Here is a 16175-nt window from a genome sequence, read left to right on the forward strand (position 1 = left end):
CGGGCAGCAAAGCACCCGGCCCGCCGCTGAGGGCGGGCCGAGGGCGCGGGCTAGGTGACGATCAAGACGGTGTCGGGTGGGCTAGGGGACGATCAAGACGGCGTCGGGCGGGCTAGGCGGCGATCAAGACGGCGTTGGGGTGGGCTCGTCGTCGGCTACTACGGTCAGGGTGGCGGTGCGTTCCTGGCCGGCGCGCTGGTACTTGATGGTGATCTTGGCGCCCGGCGCCTTGCTGCGGATCAGGGCGATCAGTTCGTTCCCGTCCTGCAGGGCCAGCCCGTCCATCTCCAGGATGACGTCGCCCGCCTTCAGCCCGGCCTTGTCCGCCGGCCCGTTGGCGTCCACCGGCTGGCGGCCGCCGCTGGGAGACGACGCGATCTTGACGCCCTGGCCCTTGTAGTCCTTGTCCAGGACGATGCCGATCCTGGGCCGCTTGGCCTTGCCGGTGGTGATCAGTTCCTCGGCCACGCGCCGCGTCTGGTTGACGGGGATCGCGAAGCCCAGGCCGATGCTGCCGCTCTGGCTGTTCACCGAGCGGCCGAGGGTGGCGATGGCCGAGTTCACGCCGACCACCTCGCCCTTGCCGTTCACCAGCGGGCCGCCCGAGTTGCCCGGGTTGATGGCGGCGTCCGTCTGGATGGCGCTGATGTAGGCGGGCTCCTCCGTGCCGGCGCCCGTCTCGTCGCCCGCGATGACCGGGCGGTTGAGCGAGCTGACGATGCCCGTCGTCACCGTGCCCGTGAGGCCCAGCGGGGAGCCGATCGCGATGACCGGGTCGCCGACCACGACCTGGTCGGAGTTGCCGAGGGTGATCTCCGGCGTCCCGAACGTGTCCTCGGGCTTGATCACGGCCAGGTCCGAGCCGGGGTCGCGGCCCACGATCTTGGCCGGGGTGGTCTTGCGGTTGTTGAACATGATCCGGATCTCGCCGCCCTTGGCGGCCAGCGCGACCACGTGGTTGTTGGTCACCACGTAGCCGTTCTTGATCAGGAAGCCGGAGCCGGTCGCGCCCTCGGTGGTGGTGCCGGCCTCGATCGAGACCACGCTGGGCAGCACCCGCGCGGCCACGCCGGCCACCGATCCGGGCTCCCGGTTGGTGGCGGCGCCGGTCGGCAGGGGGCCGAGGCTGTAGCCGGGGTCGTTGCCGTCACTCGGCTTGGTGAGCAGGTAGGTGCCGACGCTGCCGAGCAGCGAGGCCACCAGAGCGATGGCCACGGCGGTCGAGACGAGCAGGGTCGTGCTCGGCCCGCGCCTGCCGCCCGAGGGGGCCGCGTCCGCGCCCGGAGGCGGCGGCGCCCAGCCCGCGCCCAGGGGAAGCGCCTGACGGGGCGGTGGTGGTGGCGGTGGTGGCGTGCTGCCGCCGGTGGGGCCGGACGGGGACGGGCCGCCGAACAGCGGGCTCTCGTAGGTGCGCGTCCCGTTGTCCGGGCCGGCACCGTAGGAGGGGCCGCTTCCGTAGGAGGGACTGCTTCCGTAAGACGGGCTGCTCCCGTACGAGGGGCCGGTCGCGTAGGAAGGGCTTCCGAACGAGGAGCCGGTCTCGTACGAGGGGCTTCCGAACGACGGGCCGCTGCCCTCCTGGCCGTGCGAGGGGCTCTCGTAGGAGCTCGGGGAGCCGAACGAGGGGCTCGTGAACGTGGGAGCGCCCGAAGCCGGGCCACCGTACGGGGGAACACCCGGAGAGGGGCGACCCGACGGGTCACCCCAGGAGGTGCCGAACGAGGCGGGCGGCTCCGGCAGCCGGCCGGCCTGGTCGGGTGAGTCGTCCGCGGGCAGGAAGTCCGGCCGCCCCTGTGGTTCGGGGTAGTCCGACGGCGTGCGTCCTTCGCTGGGGCGCGTCTCGTCGGTCATCTAAGTCTCACCACTCCTTGGCTCGGCCACCGCAATCCTCGCTCTTGCGGCATACGAGGGTCATAAAGCATTTGTCAGGAATCGCTTGTGACAAATCCCGAACCCAGATCGTATGCCCAGCGCGCTGCCAAGTACGCCAAGTCCAAGTCTCCCAGGCATAGCCGGAGGTCAACCCGACGTCAAGGAGTGGCCGTCGAGGGCGCGCCCGCCGGCGAGGTGCGCGGCTGCTGGAACAGCTCCACCGGCGGCGCCGGGTTGTTCTGTCCGACGCCGGTGGCCGCGAAGAAGGTGCCGAGCGCGACGGCCGCGGAGACCACCCCTACGGCCACGTAGGTCGAACGCCGCCTACCGCCGCGACCAGGGCCCGAGACCCCACCAGTGGCGTCCCTGCGCGGACGGTTGTCCAGCGGTGCGATGGTGTGCGGCCCAGGGATGGGCACCCCGCCGAAGGTGCGGGACGGAAAAGGGCGCTCCCTCGGAGGCAGCGGGCCGCCCGGCTCCGCCATCCGGAGCAGGGACATCGTCAGATCGGCCGGCATCGCCGGCCCCTCCAGGGAGCGCAGGCGCGTCTTCAGCGCCCGCACCGACTCGACCTCTTGCCGGCAGTCGGCACAGAAGGTCAGATGAGCCAGCGCGCGCTCGCGTTCGGTGTGGTTGAGCTCTCCGTCAACGAGCGCGGAAACGCGTTCTCCAAGATGAGCCATCAGACTTCCTCCCCACGGATCACGGTCGGGGGGAGTTGAGAATTACGGGGGGCTCGATGATCGAGCGCCTCCCGCAACTGCGCCCGGCCACGGTGAATACGGCTTCGGACCGTACCCAGCTTGACGCCGAGCGTGGCCGCGATCTCCTCGTAAGAAAGGCCCTCGATGTCACACAGCACGATCGCGGCCCGGAACTCGGGGGCGAGCGCGTCGAGGGCGGCCTGGATATCGGGCTCCAGGTGGGCGTCGTCGAACGCCTGCGCCGGGGACGGCTCACGGCCACGCAGCCGCTCGGCGGCGTCGTCGGCCAGCCCCTCGAACCTGATGCGCTGCTTGCGCCGCGCCATGTCGAGGAACAGGTTCGTCGTGATCCGGTGCAGCCACCCCTCGAACGTGCCCGGGGTGTAGCTCGACAGCGACCTGAAGACGCGGACGAAGACCTCCTGGGTGAGGTCTTCTGCGTCGTGGACATTGCCCGTCAGCCGGTATGCCAGCCGATACACGCGTGCGGAGTGAGTCCGCACCACTTCCTCCCATGTGGGAGGCGTCCAGTCAGACGACACGGGAGTATCCGCCTGGTGGTCGCTTTCGTCCACCAGAACTCCTCTCTTTGGGACCACCGCTACCGCCATAGTGCCTGGTTTCGTCCCTTCGTGCGCACTGCCTGCCTTCCGGACCGGCAAAGCCCGTTTAAACCTGCAACGCCTTAGGTCCCTCCTGAGTTCCCGTCCTGGCGTGTCTCCCCTAGGCTGCGATCGGTGCCAATCACGTGGACCAATCGCACGAAAGTGGGGGGAGGCGGCCGATGACCAACCCGGTGGAGGCCACTCTGGCCTATGCGGAGCAGTTCCATCAGGAAGATGAGCTCCTGCACACGGCGCGACAGCGCGGGCTGGAGATGGGGGCCACACCCATCCTTCCCGGCGGCGGGGCGGCACTGTGCTTCCTCGCCACCGCCGTCAACGCCAAGTCGGTCGTCGAGATCGGCACGGGCTGCGGCGTCTCGGGGCTGTGGCTGCTGCGCGGCATGCGTACGGACGGGACGCTCACGAGCGTGGACGTCGAACCCGAGCACCAGCGGCTGGCCAGGCAGGCGTTCGCGGAGGCGGGCTTCTCCGGCGGGCGGGTGCGGCTCATCTCGGGCCGGGCGCTCGACGTGCTGCCCCGGCTGTCGGACGGCGGCTACGACATGGTGTTCGCCGACGGCGCCAAGCAGGAGTACGTCGACTACCTCGCCGAGGCGGTCCGCCTGCTGCGCGTGGGCGGCATCGTGGCCTTCGGCAACATGCTGTGGCACAACCGGGTGGCCGACCCCGCGCAACGCGACACCGACACGGTGGCGCTGCGCGAGGTGGGCAAGCTGGTGCAGTCGGACGACCGCCTGCGCTCGGTGCTCATCCCGCTGGGCGACGGCCTGCTGGCCGCCATCAAGATCGCCGACTAGCCGCGGGCGAGCCGGCCGGCGCGAGCGGGCCGGCTAGGGGCGGGTGAGCCACTCCAGCAGGAGGCGGACGCCGAACCCCGTGGCGCCCTTGGTCAGCGTGCCCTCGTCGACCGTGCTGCGCCCGACGCCGGCGATGTCGAGGTGCGCCCACGGCCGCCGCCCCGCGAACTCCCGCAGGAACAGCGCCGCCGTGATCGACCCGGCCCCGAACCTGGACCCGGCCTCGACGTTGGCCAGGTCGGCGATCGTCGACTCCAGGGCGGGCGCGTAGTCCTCGATCAGCGGCATCCGCCACAGCCGGTCGTCGCTCTCCTGCCCGGCGTCCAGGAGCTGCTTGGCCAGCGCGTCGTCGGAGGCGTAGACGGCGCCGACGTTGCGGCCGAGCGCCACTGTGATCGCCCCGGTGAGGGTGGCGATGTCCACGACCTCGTCGGGGTCGAGGACGGCGTCGGCGTAGGCGAGGGCGTCGGCCAGCACCAGCCGGCCCTCGGCGTCGGTGTTGAGCACCTCGACCGTGCGCCCGCCGTAATGCTTGATCACGTCGCTGGGCCGCTGCGCCGTGCCGGAGGGCATGTTCTCGGCGGAGGCGATCAGCCCGGTGACCCGTACGGGCGCGCCCAGCTCGGCCAGCGCGCCGAGCACGGCGATCACCACCGCGCCGCCCGCCATGTCGGTCTTCTGGGTCTTCATGTTCTCGTTGGGCTTGAGCGACAGGCCGCCCGAGTCGAACGTGATGCCCTTGCCCACCAGCACCACGTGCCGGTCGGTGGGCTCGGCGGGGGTGTAGGAGAGCTGGATGAGCCGGGGCGGGCTGGCCGAGCCCCGGCCGACGGCGAGGATGCCGCCGAACCCGTCGGCCTGCAGCTGCTCCTCGTCCCAGATCCGCGCGGGCACCCCGACCTCGGCGGCCCGCTCGGCCAGCCACGCGGGGTTCTTGACGGAGGAGGGGGTGTTGGCCAGGTCGCGGGCGAGCGCCACCGCCTGCGCCACGACCTGCGCGCGCCGCACCTGCGCCGCGTCCGCGCCCGCGAAGGCCAGCGCCCGCACCGGTTTCCTGCCGCCGTTGCCGATCTTGAATGAGTACGCCGCGAGCAGCGCCGCCTCGGCGAACGCCGCCACGTCGCCCTCGGGCGCGACCACGGTCAGCGTGTCCCTGCCCTTGGCTCTGCGGGTGAGCGCGGCGCCAGCCTTGCGCAGGGCACGCGGCGAGCCGTCGCCCACTCCGTAGAGCAGGACGCGGCCGACACCGCCGGCCCGTGCCACGGGAACCTCGACGATCTCCCCCGCCTCCCCCTTGGCCTCGTAGTGGGCGAGCAGGTCGGACACCGGCAGGTGCAGCTCGACCTCGGGGCTGAGGGCGGAGTCAAAGGGAACGGCCAGCAGCTCGGCTCCGTCGGGAACCTGGGCGACCACTGACGCAGTGGTCTCAATGGGCACGGATTCTCTCCTCGAACGTCAGCGACCCTGGCGCGGGATTACGCCAGGGCCGTGGAACAGGTGGTCTTTCGGGAGCTCTCAGCCGACGACGTTCTTCAACGCCTCGCCGAGCGCCTTCGCCTCGTCGGCGGAAATCTCCACGACGAGCCGGCCGCCACCCTCCAGGGGGACCCGCATGACAATGCCGCGCCCTTCCTTGGTGACCTCGAGCGGACCATCGCCGGTCCGCGGCTTCATCGCCGCCATGCGTGCATCCCTTCCTGCCTTGGGCTCCCGCGGCCCGCGATTTCCGACCGCCCGTGGGGGGTGGTCGGCGCATTCACGTCTTCTGTGATGTCCTATTCTCCCGCATCGAGAGCGCTCATGGGTAACGATCTCCTCCCAGAATGCGTTGTCGAGCCGTGCGATGACGTCCAAACTGGACTTCGTGCACGCTCGCGCCGCTCTGTTCGATCTCTATGGAGACCACCTGCGCTCGCGCGGTGGACAGGCGTCCGTCGCCTCGCTCGTGAGGCTCATGAAACCCCTGGATATAGCCGCTCCCGCCGTCCGTACCGCGGTGTCACGAATGGTGCGCCAAGGGTGGCTGTGGCCGGTGAAACTCCCGCAGGGAGCCGGCTACGGGCTGACGCCGAAATGCGTCAGGCGCCTGGACGAGGCCGCGCTCAGAATTTACCGAGCCGGGACGCTGACCTGGCACGGCCGGTGGCACCTGATCGTCTTCGCGCCGGTGAAGGAGCGGCCGCGCAGGGAGCGGCTCAGGGCCGACCTGGCGTTCCTCGGGTACGCGTCCTTGTCGGAGACGACGTGGATCGGTCCACGATCGTCGATCGAGCTGGACAACCTGCTCGACAGCGAGGGGGTGCGGGCCGACAGGTTCGACTCGGCGCTGGAGGGCGATCCGCGGGAGCTGGTGGCCAGGGCGTGGGATCTGGAGGCCATCGGCGAGGCGTACGAGCTCTGGCTCGCCGAGGCTGTCACGCTGATCAGCACGCTGCCCGAGAAGGCGCCGGCGGACCAGGTGTTCGCCACCAGGAGCAGGCTCGTGCACGGCTGGCGCAACTTCCTGTTCCGCGACCCGGGCCTGCCGCCCGAGCTGCTGCCCGCGGGCTGGCCGGGCGAGAAGGCCAGGGCGTACTTCGAGCAGGAGGCCGCCCGGCTGCTGCCCGCGGCCGCCGCGTTCGTCGAGAGGGAGTTACTTTGATCCGCTATGACGTGGCCGACACGGTCGCCACCATCACGCTCGACCGTCCCGACGCCATGAACTCGCTGACCGCCGAGACCAAGGACGCGCTCCTCGGCGCGCTGCGCCGCGCGGCGGGCGACCCCGCGATCAGGGCCGTGCTGCTGACCGGCTCGGGCCGGGCCTTCTGCGCGGGCCAGGACCTGCGCGAGCACGCCGGCAACCTGGAGGCGGGCCGCGGCCTGGCCGACACGGTCCGCGTCCACTACAACCCGATTGTGGAGCTGATCACCACCATGGCCAAGCCGGTGGTGGCCGCGGTCAACGGCGTCGCCGCGGGCGCGGGCGCGTCCCTGGCCTTCGCCTGCGACCTGCGGGTGGCCTCGGAGAAGGCGAAGTTCGCGCTGGCGTTCGCGGGCATCGGCCTGGTGCCCGACTCGGGCGCCTCCTGGACGCTGCAGCGCCTGGTCGGCCAGGGCCGCGCGGCCGAGCTGCTGCTGCTCGGCGAGCCGCTCGACGCGGCCCGGGCGCTGGAGCTGGGCCTGGTCACGCGCGTGGTGCCCGCCGACGACGTCCTGAAGACCGCCCACGAGCTGGCCGTACGCCTCGCGCACGGCCCGACCCTCGCCTACGCCGCCACCAAGCGGGCGCTGACCTACGCCGCGACGCACTCGCTGCCCGACGCGCTCGCCATGGAGGCCGACCTCCAGGACGAGTGCGCCGCCACCCAGGATCACCTGAACGCCACCCGCGCCTTCCTCGCCAAGGAACGCCCGACGTTCCGCGCCGAGTGACGCCCGCACCGGACCCCGCCACACCGGACCCGGGCGCACCGGACCCCGCCGCAGCGGACCCGGCCGCGCGGGAGGCCGCCGCGGCTGGAAGCGCGCCCGCGTTCGACGCTCTCCGCGCGGGCGCGCTCGGCCTGCTCACCGGCGGCGGGATCGACGTCTCCGACCCGGTCTACGCCGGACCGCTGGCCAGGCTGAGCCAGGCCGCCGGCGGCCTGCTGGCCTCGCTGGCGCCCGGAACGCTCTGGCCGGACCTGCCCCCGGCCGGCGGCCCCGGCAACGTCACGGGCAGCTACGGCCGCCTCCGGCGGATCGCCACGGCCTGGGCCACCCCCGGCACCGCCCAGCACGGGGACGACGCCGTCGCGGCGCGGGTGGTGGACGCGCTCGACGTGCTCCACGAGCGCCACTACAACGAGCGGCTCCCCGAGACGGGCAACTGGTGGTTCTGGGAGATCGGCACGCCCGCCCACCTGAGCCGGTTGTGCGTGCTGCTCGGCGACCGGCTCGACGCCACCAGGCTCGACGCCTACCTGGGCGCCGTGGACCGGTTCTGCCCGGACGCCGACCGCCGGACCGGCAACCCGCAGGCGGGCGAGAGCGGCGCCAACCGGGCCGACAAGGCCGCCATCCTCGCCTTCCGCGGCATCGCGGGGCGCAGCGCGGACAAGCTGGCGCTGGCCCGCGACGGCCTGTCGGACGTGCGCGACGGCGGGCTCAGGAGCGTGTTCCGCCACGTCGAGTCCGGCGACGGCTTCTACCGCGACGGGTCGTTCATCCAGCACGAGTGCGTCGCCTACACCGGCTCCTACGGTCTGTCGCTGATCATCGCGGTCGCCGAGGCGCTCGCGCTCCTGGACGGTTCGCCGTGGCAGGTCCGCGATCCGGGCCTGCCCGTGGTCCTGGACGCGGTCGAGCGGTCGTATGCCCCGTTCGTCCACGACGGGCTGCTGATGGACACGGTCAGGGGGCGGGCGGCCACGCGGCAGGCGTTCTCCGACGCCGTGGCCGGCCATGGCCTGATCGGCGCCGTCCTGCTGCTGGCCGGGAGCGCGCCCGAGCCGTACGCCGGCCGGTTCCGGGAGCTGGCCAAGGGGTGGATCGAGCGCGGCAAGGCCCGCCCCTACCTGGAGCACGCGGACGTGCCGGAGACCCGGCGGGCGGTCGCGGTGCTGCGTGACGGGAGCGTCGAGGCCGCGCCCGGGCCCGTCGGGCACTTCGTGTTCCCCTCGATGGACCGGATCGTGCACCGGCGGCCCACCTGGTCGTTCGCGCTCAGCCTCTCGTCGCGCCGGATCGCCGCGTACGAGGCGATCAACGGGGAGAACCTGCGCGGCTGGTACACCGGCGACGGCATGACCTACCTCTACACGAGCGACCTGGGCCAGTTCGGCGAGGGCTTCTGGCCGACGGTGGACCCGTACCGGCTGCCGGGGACGACCGTCGACGACCGCGAGCGCGCGGACCTGTCCTTCCGCGTCCACTGCCCGCCCGGCGCGTGGGCCGGCGGCGCGGTGCTCGGCGGCCGGTACGGGGCCGCCGCCATGGAGCTGGCGAGCGAGGGCGCGAGCCTGCGGGCGCTCAAGTCGTGGTTCTTCCTCGACGCGGCCGTGGTGGCGCTCGGCAGCGGCATCACCGGCTCGGACGGGCGCGGGGTGGTGACCGTGGTGGAGAACCGGGCCACGGAGGCCCGGCCGCACGTCGGCGACGGCTGGGCGCACCTGCCCGGGGTCGCGGGTTACGTGCTGGACGGCGCTCAGTGCGCCGTGGAGACGCGTACGGGCAGGTGGCGCGACATCAATGCGGGCGACGACACCGGCGGCGCGGGCGAGCCCGTCACGCGGCGCTACGCGAGCCTCTGGATCGACCACGGCGTCGACCCCGTGAACGCCTCCTACGCGTACACGGTGCTGCCGGGCGCGACGCGCGAGTGGACACGGAGGTACCGTGCGCGGCGTCCCGTGCGGGTGGCCGCCAACACCGCGCGGCTGCAGGCCGTGCGGGCGCGGGGGCTGCTCGCGGCGGTGTTCTGGACGGCCGGGACGCTCGGGGAGATCGCGGTGGACGCGCCGTGCGTGGTGATCATGCGGCGCGCCGGCGGGCGGGTGGCCGTGGCGGTGGCCGACCCGAGCCGGACGGTGGACGTCGTGACGATCACGCTCGATCGCCCGCTGGGCGGGCTCATCAGGGCGGACGACACCGTCACGGCGCGGACCGGGGAGACGACCGCCGTGACCGTCGAGCTCGGCGGGTCGCTGGGCGCGACCCACACCTTCGAGCTCAGCGCGAACGGGCCACGCAGCCCTCGATGTGATCGTTGACCAGGCCGATGGCCTGCATCAACGCGTAGGCCGTGGTCGGGCCGACGAACCTGAAGCCGTGCTTCTTCAGCTCCTTGGCCAGCGCATTGGAGCCGGGCGTGGTGGCGGGCACGTCGGCCATGCTCCTCGGCACGGGGGCGTCCGGGTCGGCGTAGCGCCACACCAGGTCCGACAGGCCCTCGGGGAGGTCCAGGGCGGCCCTGGCGTTGCCGACCACGGCCTCGATCTTGGCCCGGTTGCGCACGATGCCCTCGTCGCCGAGCAGGCGCTCGACGTCCTGCTCGGTGTACGCGGCCACCTTGACGATCGAGAACCGGTCGAAGGCGGCGCGGAAGTTCTCCCGTTTGCGCAGGATCGTCAGCCACGACAGGCCCGACTGGAACGCCTCCAGGGCCACTCGTTCGAAGACCGCGTCGTCGCCGGTGAGCGGGCGGCCCCACTCGTCGTCGTGGTAGGCGATGTAGGCGGCGTTGCCCGCCATGCCCGTCCAGGAGCACCGGATCAGCTCGGTCACGGGCGCCCGTCCCCGTCCTTGCCCTGGGCGGCCGGCGTGGTCTCCGCGCCGTCCTTGGACCCGCCCACCGGCCCGGCGGCCTCGTCGGCCCCGGCTTCGACGGTCTCGTCGGGCTTCTCGTCGGGCTTCTCGTCCGGGCCGTCCTCCGGCTTCTCGTCCGGCGCGGCCTCCGGCTGCTCCCCGACGGAGGGCTCCACAGCGGTGGACTCCACAGCGGAGGGCTCCGCAACGGCGGCGGCTTCCTCGGCCGCCTCGGCCTGCTCGTCCGGCGCGGCCTCCGGGGCCGGATCGCCGTCGCCCGGCGGGATCCGCCACTCCGGGTCCTCCGGCGCCCGCCGCAGGTCCGGCGTGCCGTCCCAGGACACCGTGGCGCCGCTCACCTCCACGGGATCGCCGGACTCCGGCAGCTCGCGCGCCACCGCCGGGGCCTCAGGCGCGTGGTCGGTACGCAGCCCCGCCCCCGGCGCGGCGTAGATCTCCTGGCGCGCGTGCAACCGGCTCGACAGCAGCTCGGAGACCCGCTGCTCCAGCACCGCGATCCGGGTGTCACGCGCGCTGATCGCGTTGGCGGCCCTGCGCAGGGTCTCGTCGACGCTCGCCGTGTGGTAGCCGACCAGATTGACCGGCAGTTGGAGCGCCATGAAGTCGACCGCCGTCAGCTGTCCGGGCTCGGGCAGGTCGAGGGGCGGCACATCCGGCGGGAACTCGGTCAGCTCACCGCCCCTACCGAGGGAGACCAGGACCACACAGGCCAGGATGGCGATGGCGGCGATGGCGAGAATGACCAGCACATTGGCATCGTACTCACACCATCGGGGCATGAGGTCCCGCACTTGCCGCAGTCCGTGCCTCTCCGGGCGGTGAGCGGGCCGGTCAGCCGGCCGCCTCGCCGAGTTCGGCGACGCTGGGCCGGACGGGTTGCGGACGCGCCTCCAGGTGGGCGAACGCCTCCTCCACCGTGGAGGTCCAGGAGATCGCGTCGAAGACGTCGGGCCGGGTGAAGCCCTCGTCGTACAGGTGGTTCATCAGCTGCTTGAGCGGGTCGTACAGACCCCAGGGGTCGAGGATCACCAAGGGGCGGTCGTGGACGCCGAGCACCCGCGCGGTCCAGATCTCGAACAGCTCCTCCAGCGTGCCGATGCCGCCGGGCAGCACGAGGAACGCGTCGGAGCGAGCGTCCATGACCCCCTTGCGCTCGCGCATGTCGGTGGTGACGATCAGCTCGTCCGACTCCTCGTCCGCCACCTCGATGTCCACCAGCACCTGCGGGATCACGCCGATCGTGCGGCCGCCGCCCGCGCGGACGGCCGAGCCGACCGCGCCCATGCAGGAGACCGTGGCGCCGCCGCTCACCAGGGTGTGGCCCCGTCTGGCGAGCTCGGCGCCCACGTGTCCGGCCAGGTCGATGTACTTGTTGTCGATGTTCAGGCTGGAGGCGCAGAAGACGCAGATATTCACATCGAGGAAGCCTATTGGGGCTCGGCGTACTGGGCCGCGGCGGCTTCCAGCTCCTCTTCGCGCTGCCTGGAGCGGGCCCGGTCGGCGTCCACGATGATGCGCACGGCCTCGTCCACGTCGTCGGTGAGGGTGATCAGGTCGAGGTCCTGGGGGGCGATCTTGCCGGTGCCGAGCAGGGTGCCCTTGATCCAGTCGAGCAGCCCGCCCCAGAACTCCGAGCCCATCAGGACCACGGGGAAGGAGGTGACCTTGTGGGTCTGCACCAGCGTCAGCGCCTCGAACAGCTCGTCGAGCGTGCCGAAGCCGCCGGGCAGGGCGATGAAGCCGCACGAGTACTTGACGAACATCGTCTTGCGCACGAAGAAGTAGCGGAACTCGATGCCGAGGTCGACATAGTCGTTCATGCGCTGCTCGAACGGGAGCTCGATGCCGAGCCCGACCGACATAGCGCCGTCCACCCCGCTCGCGCCGCGGTTGGCGGCCTCCATGACGCCCGGGCCGCCGCCCGTGATCACCGCGTAGCCCGCCTCGGCCAGCGCCTGGCCGAGCGCGCGGCCCTGCCGGTACTCGGGCGCTCCGTCGGGGGTGCGGGCGGAGCCGAAGACCGTGACCGCCGGCGGCAGCTCGGCGAGCTGGCCGAAGCCCTCCACGAACTCGGCCTGGATCCGCAGCACCCGCCACGGGTCCATGTGGACCCAGTCGGAGGGCCCCTGGCGGGCGAGCAGGCGCTGGTCGTGCGTGGAGCTGGGCACCAGGCGGCCGCGTACGACCGCCTGGCCCTGACGGCGTTCAGGACGTGACTGTTCCATGCTGGTCACGCTAGCCCTCTTCGGCCGAGATAGGCGTCCTGAGCGCGAACACCGCAGGTCAGACCGGTGAATCCAACCTCTAAAAAATCTTGAAAAAACCAGGGAACCGGATTTCCACCCCCCTGCGTCTAACTGCACGAGGGTGCTGCTCGGGACTGAAAGTGGTCTTCCCCGCCAAATGGCCGGCGAGGAAGGCCACTTTCATGTTGTGAGCCAGTTGAGCATGGCCCGCTCGCTCTCGACGATCTTCGACAGCGACACGTACTCGCCCTGCTGGTGCGCCAGGTTCGGATCTCCGGGACCGTAGTTGACCGCGGGCACCCCCAGCGCGGAGAAGCGGGCGACGTCCGTCCAGCCCAGCTTGGCGCGCGGCGTGCCGCCGACGGCCGCGGCGAAGGCCGCCGCCACCGGGTGCGTCAGCCCCGGCCTGGCCCCGGGCGCGGCGTCGACGAAGCTCACCTCGAACCCGTCGAAGACCTCGCGTACGTGCTCCTGCGCCTGCTCGATCGTCAGATCCGGAGCGAACCGGTAGTTGACGGACACCACGCACAGGTCGGGGATGACGTTGCCCGCGACCCCGCCCCGGACGCCGACCGCGTTCAGGCCCTCGTGGTATTCGAGGCCGTCGACCACCGGCAGCCGCGCCTCGTACGCGTTCAGCCTGGCCAGGACCGGCTCGATCCCGTGAATGGCGTTGACCCCGAACCACGACCTGGCGCTGTGGGCCCGCTTGCCCCTGACGGTGACCTCGGCGCGCAGCGTGCCCTGGCAGCCGCCCTCGATCGTCCCGTCGGTCGGCTCCATGAGCACCGCGAAGTCGGCGGCCAGCCAGTCGGGGTGGTCCCTGGCCACGCGGTTGAGACCGTTGCGCTCGGCCTCGACCTCCTCGCAGTCGTAGAAGACGTACGTGACGTCCTTGTTGGGGGCGGGGACGGTGGCCGCCAGCTTGAGCGCGACCGCCACGCCGGCCTTCATGTCGGACGTGCCGCACCCGTAGAGCAGGTCGCCCTCCACCCGGTTGGGCAGGTTGCCGGCGACGGGGACGGTGTCGAGGTGCCCGGCGATCAGCACCCGCTCGGACGTGCCCAGCTCGGTGCGGGCCACGACCGTCTCGCCCGACCTGTCGACCTTGAGGTGCGGCAGCGCGGACAGCGCCCGCTCGACCGCGTCGGCCAGCGCCCGCTCGTCGCCGCTCACCGACTCGATGTCCACGATCGCCGCGGTCAGCGCGCGGACGTCCTGCGTGAGATCAAGCATCAGGTGTTCACTCCGTGTTCGCGCAGCACGTCGTTGAGCGCCGCCTTGTCGTGTCGCTGCCCCGGCTCCAGGCGCTTGAGCACCAGCACGCACGGCAGGCCGAACGTGCCGCCGGGGAACTCCTTCTGCCGGGTGCCGCCGACGGCCACGCACCAGTCGGGGATGTGGCCGCGGGCCAACTCCTCGCCGGTCTGCACGTCGATCACCGGGATCGAGCCGGACAGGATCGTTCCGGCGCCGACGACCGCGCCCTCGCCCACCCGGGCGCCCTCGACGATCATCGACCGGCTGCCGATCAGCGCGCCGTCGCCGACGACGACCGGCACGGCGTTGGGCGGCTCCAGCACGCCGCCGATGCCCGACCCACCCGACAGGTGGACGTTCTTCCCGATCTGCGCGCACGAGCCGACGGTGGCCCAGGTGTCCACCATGGTCCCCTCGTCCACGTACGCGCCGATGTTCGTGAACGACGGCATCAGCACCACCCCGGGCGCCAGGTACGAGCCCCAGCGGGCGATCGCGCCGGGCACCACGCGCACGCCGTCGAGCGAGCTCTTGAGCGGGACCCGGTCGTGGTGCTGGAAGTCGCCCACCTGCGAGCGCGCCATGCCGAGCACCTTGAAGCTGAGCAGGATGGCCCGTTTGGCGCGTTCGTCCACGACCACCTCGCCACCCTCCAGGCGCGCGGCCCTGGCCTCGCCCCTGTCGAGCAGGTCGACGGCGCCGACGATCAGCCGGCGCGCCTCGGCGTCGGCCGGCGACAGCTCCGCCCGGCGCTCCCACAACTCGTCCACCACCGGGGAAATCGGTGAGGTGGTGCTCACGTCACTCATGGCCACGGAGCTTATCCGCCACGGGTAGGTTCTTCAGGGTGCGCCTGCGCTTCTCCCGTGGAGTCATCACCATCGCGATCATCGTCATCGTGCTCGCCGTGGGCATCTCCGTGGGCCTCTTCAACCTGCTGAAGAAGACCAAGCCGCTGGCGGTGAAGCCGGAGCCGCACTGCACCGTGCGCACCCCGCTCGGCGAGCGCTATCTCGACTTCGAGCAGGCCGAGATCTCCGCCACCATCGCGGCCGTCGCGGCCCGCCGCCGGCTGCCCGAGCGGGCCGTCGTGATCGCGTACGCCACGGCGCTGCAGGAATCCAAGATCTACAACCTGCCCTGGGGCGACCGCGACTCGGTGGGCGTGTTCCAGCAGCGGGAGTCGCAGGGCTGGGGCACCAAGAAGCAGCTCATGGACCCCGTCTACGCCACGAACAAGTTCTTCGCCGCGCTGGAGAAGGTCAAGAACTACCGCAAGCTGCCGGTGGCCGAAGCGGCCCAGGCGGTGCAGCGCTCGGCGGGCGGCTACGCGTACGCGGATCACGAGCCGGAGGCCAAACTGCTCGCCGCCGCCTTCACCGGGCGTGTCCCGCGCGCCGTCCACTGCTGGTACCCGCCGGGCAAGAAGACCCCGGCGCCGCAGCCCCGCACCGCCGAGGCCCGCAAGCAGCTGGCCAGGTCGCTCGGCAGCACGGCCGTCACCTCGGAGCGGCGCGGCTGGCTGATCGCCGCCTGGTCGGTGTCCTTTGCCCAGAAGTACGCGCTGCGCCAGGTCGGGTACGCGGGGGCGACGTGGAAGAACGACGTGGAGCTCGAGAACTGGCAGACCGGCGGCAAGGCCGGCAACCGCGAGGTCGAGCTCTCCTAAGAGGCGCGGCGGACGATGGTGATGGAGCCCGGCGGCAGGGGCTGGGCGTAACTGGCCGTCCACGACTGGCCCTGGATGCGTTCGAACGACAGCAGCCGCCCGTCCGAGGCGCGATAGTCCGCGAAGTCCAGCAGGCCCCGGTCGGGATGGCCGGTGTCGCCCTCGCTGCGGAACGCCGCCGTGCCCCGCTCGATCGGGGAGAACTCCACGCCCTCCATGATCAGCATGCTCTTGGCCGGGACCATGCCCTGCGTGGGCACATCCGTCCAGAGCTGGACCTCCAGGTGGGGCGAGTCACCCTCGTGCGCCTCGACGGAGAGCCACTGGAAGCGGCGTGCGCTGTCCCGGAGGAGATATTCGACCCACTGCTGCCCCTGCCAGGACACGAACAGGGCGCCGAGCACCCGGCGGGGAGACCCGTGCACCTCGATCCGGTCGCCGACCCGGATCGTGCGGGGGTCGGTGTAGTCGGTGCCGGCATGCCCGGGCGCGCTCACAGGCGCCGGCAGCGGGGTCTCGATGGGAGCGACCTCGACCGGCGGCGAGCTCGTTCGGCCCTTCCTGTCCTGTCGCATGGTGGCCAGAAAGGCCCCAAGCAGCAGGAGGACGGTGGCGATGCTCAGCCCGAGTACGACCATGGAGGTCATGCTCATCGATCAGCTCGCTCCACTCGCGGTCTGCCTCGGCAAAAGCCCTTATCAATTTATGCGTGT

17 protein-coding genes are annotated in these 16175 nt (G+C 71.8%); 5 read left to right on the forward strand and 12 right to left on the reverse strand.

The window, feature by feature from the left end:
- Positions 1-123 precede the first annotated feature (123 nt).
- From HD596_RS06840 to sigE, 3 genes are all read right to left on the reverse strand, one after another.
- The gene (locus tag HD596_RS06840; protein WP_185068460.1) at positions 124-1851 is read right to left on the reverse strand and encodes a S1C family serine protease; all 1728 of its coding nucleotides are present in this window, start codon (positions 1849-1851) and stop codon (positions 124-126) included.
- Between the two features lie 179 nt (positions 1852-2030).
- Positions 2031-2555 carry an anti-sigma factor family protein gene (locus HD596_RS06845; protein WP_185068461.1) on the reverse strand — a complete coding sequence of 175 codons (525 nt, stop codon included), beginning with the start codon at positions 2553-2555 and terminating at the stop codon, positions 2031-2033.
- Entirely contained in the window at positions 2555-3187 is a 633-nt protein-coding gene (gene sigE, locus HD596_RS06850) for an RNA polymerase sigma factor SigE (protein ID WP_185068462.1), read from the reverse strand. The genes HD596_RS06845 and sigE overlap by 1 nt, the downstream gene beginning before the upstream one ends.
- Positions 3188-3360: 173 nt before the next feature.
- Between sigE and HD596_RS06855 the strand changes: the two genes are divergently transcribed.
- Positions 3361-3999, forward strand: a complete 639-nt coding sequence (locus HD596_RS06855) for an O-methyltransferase (RefSeq protein WP_185068463.1) — start codon at positions 3361-3363, stop codon at positions 3997-3999.
- Positions 4000-4032: 33 nt separating this feature from the next.
- On the opposite strand, the gene HD596_RS06860 is transcribed toward HD596_RS06855, so the two are convergent.
- Together HD596_RS06860 and HD596_RS06865 are read right to left on the reverse strand one after the other, a co-directional pair.
- Positions 4033-5436, reverse strand: coding sequence for a leucyl aminopeptidase (locus HD596_RS06860; protein WP_185068464.1), 1404 nt, complete (start codon positions 5434-5436; stop codon positions 4033-4035).
- A gap of 78 nt (positions 5437-5514) precedes the next feature.
- Positions 5515-5682, reverse strand: a complete 168-nt coding sequence (locus tag HD596_RS06865) for a DUF3117 domain-containing protein (protein ID WP_020545024.1) — start codon at positions 5680-5682, stop codon at positions 5515-5517.
- Positions 5683-5842: 160 nt separating this feature from the next.
- Here HD596_RS06865 and HD596_RS06870 point away from each other — a divergent pair, with 160 nt between their 5' ends.
- Genes HD596_RS06870 through HD596_RS06880 form a run of 3 tightly spaced genes read left to right on the forward strand, consistent with a single transcriptional unit; the run spans position 5843 to position 9731 of the window.
- Positions 5843-6640 carry a PaaX family transcriptional regulator gene (locus HD596_RS06870; protein ID WP_246554179.1) on the forward strand — a complete coding sequence of 266 codons (798 nt, stop codon included), beginning with the start codon at positions 5843-5845 and terminating at the stop codon, positions 6638-6640.
- On the forward strand, positions 6637-7413 hold the full coding sequence (locus tag HD596_RS06875) for an enoyl-CoA hydratase-related protein (RefSeq protein ID WP_185068465.1): 777 nt from the start codon (positions 6637-6639) through the stop codon (positions 7411-7413). Before HD596_RS06870 ends, HD596_RS06875 begins: the two co-directional genes overlap by 4 nt.
- Positions 7410-9731, forward strand: coding sequence for a polysaccharide lyase 8 family protein (locus HD596_RS06880; protein WP_185068466.1), 2322 nt, complete (start codon positions 7410-7412; stop codon positions 9729-9731). Before HD596_RS06875 ends, HD596_RS06880 begins: the two co-directional genes overlap by 4 nt.
- On the opposite strand, the gene HD596_RS06885 is transcribed toward HD596_RS06880, so the two are convergent.
- From HD596_RS06885 to HD596_RS06910, 6 genes are all read right to left on the reverse strand, one after another.
- Entirely contained in the window at positions 9691-10212 is a 522-nt protein-coding gene (locus HD596_RS06885) for a DNA-3-methyladenine glycosylase I (protein WP_221520255.1), read from the reverse strand. The two genes, HD596_RS06880 and HD596_RS06885, sit on opposite strands and share 41 nt — an antisense overlap.
- Positions 10213-10241: 29 nt before the next feature.
- Complete coding sequence (locus HD596_RS06890; RefSeq protein WP_185068468.1) at positions 10242-11036, reverse strand: hypothetical protein; 795 nt, start codon at positions 11034-11036, stop codon at positions 10242-10244.
- A gap of 82 nt (positions 11037-11118) precedes the next feature.
- Positions 11119-11703 (reverse strand): LOG family protein, encoded by a 585-nt coding sequence (locus HD596_RS06895; RefSeq protein WP_185068469.1) that lies wholly within the window; start codon positions 11701-11703, stop codon positions 11119-11121.
- Between the two features lie 11 nt (positions 11704-11714).
- Positions 11715-12512: an LOG family protein gene (locus tag HD596_RS06900; protein WP_185068470.1), complete on the reverse strand. Its 798-nt coding sequence runs from the start codon at positions 12510-12512 to the stop codon at positions 11715-11717.
- A 201-nt stretch (positions 12513-12713) separates the two neighbouring features.
- Positions 12714-13769: a succinyl-diaminopimelate desuccinylase gene (gene dapE / locus HD596_RS06905; protein WP_185068471.1), complete on the reverse strand. Its 1056-nt coding sequence runs from the start codon at positions 13767-13769 to the stop codon at positions 12714-12716.
- Positions 13769-14602 carry a 2,3,4,5-tetrahydropyridine-2,6-dicarboxylate N-succinyltransferase gene (locus HD596_RS06910; protein WP_185068472.1) on the reverse strand — a complete coding sequence of 278 codons (834 nt, stop codon included), beginning with the start codon at positions 14600-14602 and terminating at the stop codon, positions 13769-13771. Before HD596_RS06910 ends, dapE begins: the two co-directional genes overlap by 1 nt.
- Positions 14603-14640: 38 nt before the next feature.
- On the opposite strand from HD596_RS06910, the gene HD596_RS06915 reads away from it, so the two are divergent.
- The gene (locus tag HD596_RS06915) at positions 14641-15462 is read left to right on the forward strand and encodes a hypothetical protein (protein WP_313043045.1); all 822 of its coding nucleotides are present in this window, start codon (positions 14641-14643) and stop codon (positions 15460-15462) included.
- On the opposite strand, the gene HD596_RS06920 is transcribed toward HD596_RS06915, so the two are convergent.
- Positions 15459-16115 carry a DUF4178 domain-containing protein gene (locus tag HD596_RS06920; protein WP_246554182.1) on the reverse strand — a complete coding sequence of 219 codons (657 nt, stop codon included), beginning with the start codon at positions 16113-16115 and terminating at the stop codon, positions 15459-15461. The two genes, HD596_RS06915 and HD596_RS06920, sit on opposite strands and share 4 nt — an antisense overlap.
- Positions 16116-16175: the final 60 nt, after the last annotated feature.

The sequence above is a fragment of the Nonomuraea jabiensis genome (genome assembly GCF_014204795.1).
GTDB lineage: Bacteria > Actinomycetota > Actinomycetes > Streptosporangiales > Streptosporangiaceae > Nonomuraea > Nonomuraea jabiensis.

Coding starts and splice junctions, on each gene's coding strand:
- HD596_RS06840 (WP_185068460.1), bottom strand. CDS start 1,851: ATGACCGACGAGACGCGCCCCAGCGAAGGACGCACGCCGTCGGACTAC.
- HD596_RS06845 (WP_185068461.1), bottom strand. CDS start 2,555: ATGGCTCATCTTGGAGAACGCGTTTCCGCGCTCGTTGACGGAGAGCTC.
- sigE (WP_185068462.1), bottom strand. CDS start 3,187: ATGGCGGTAGCGGTGGTCCCAAAGAGAGGAGTTCTGGTGGACGAAAGC.
- HD596_RS06855 (WP_185068463.1), top strand. CDS start 3,361: ATGACCAACCCGGTGGAGGCCACTCTGGCCTATGCGGAGCAGTTCCAT.
- HD596_RS06865 (WP_020545024.1), bottom strand. CDS start 5,682: ATGGCGGCGATGAAGCCGCGGACCGGCGATGGTCCGCTCGAGGTCACC.
- HD596_RS06870 (WP_246554179.1), top strand. CDS start 5,843: ATGACGTCCAAACTGGACTTCGTGCACGCTCGCGCCGCTCTGTTCGAT.
- HD596_RS06885 (WP_221520255.1), bottom strand. CDS start 10,212: ATGGCGGGCAACGCCGCCTACATCGCCTACCACGACGACGAGTGGGGC.
- HD596_RS06900 (WP_185068470.1), bottom strand. CDS start 12,512: ATGGAACAGTCACGTCCTGAACGCCGTCAGGGCCAGGCGGTCGTACGC.
- dapE (WP_185068471.1), bottom strand. CDS start 13,769: ATGCTTGATCTCACGCAGGACGTCCGCGCGCTGACCGCGGCGATCGTG.
- HD596_RS06910 (WP_185068472.1), bottom strand. CDS start 14,602: ATGAGTGACGTGAGCACCACCTCACCGATTTCCCCGGTGGTGGACGAG.
- HD596_RS06920 (WP_246554182.1), bottom strand. CDS start 16,115: ATGAGCATGACCTCCATGGTCGTACTCGGGCTGAGCATCGCCACCGTC.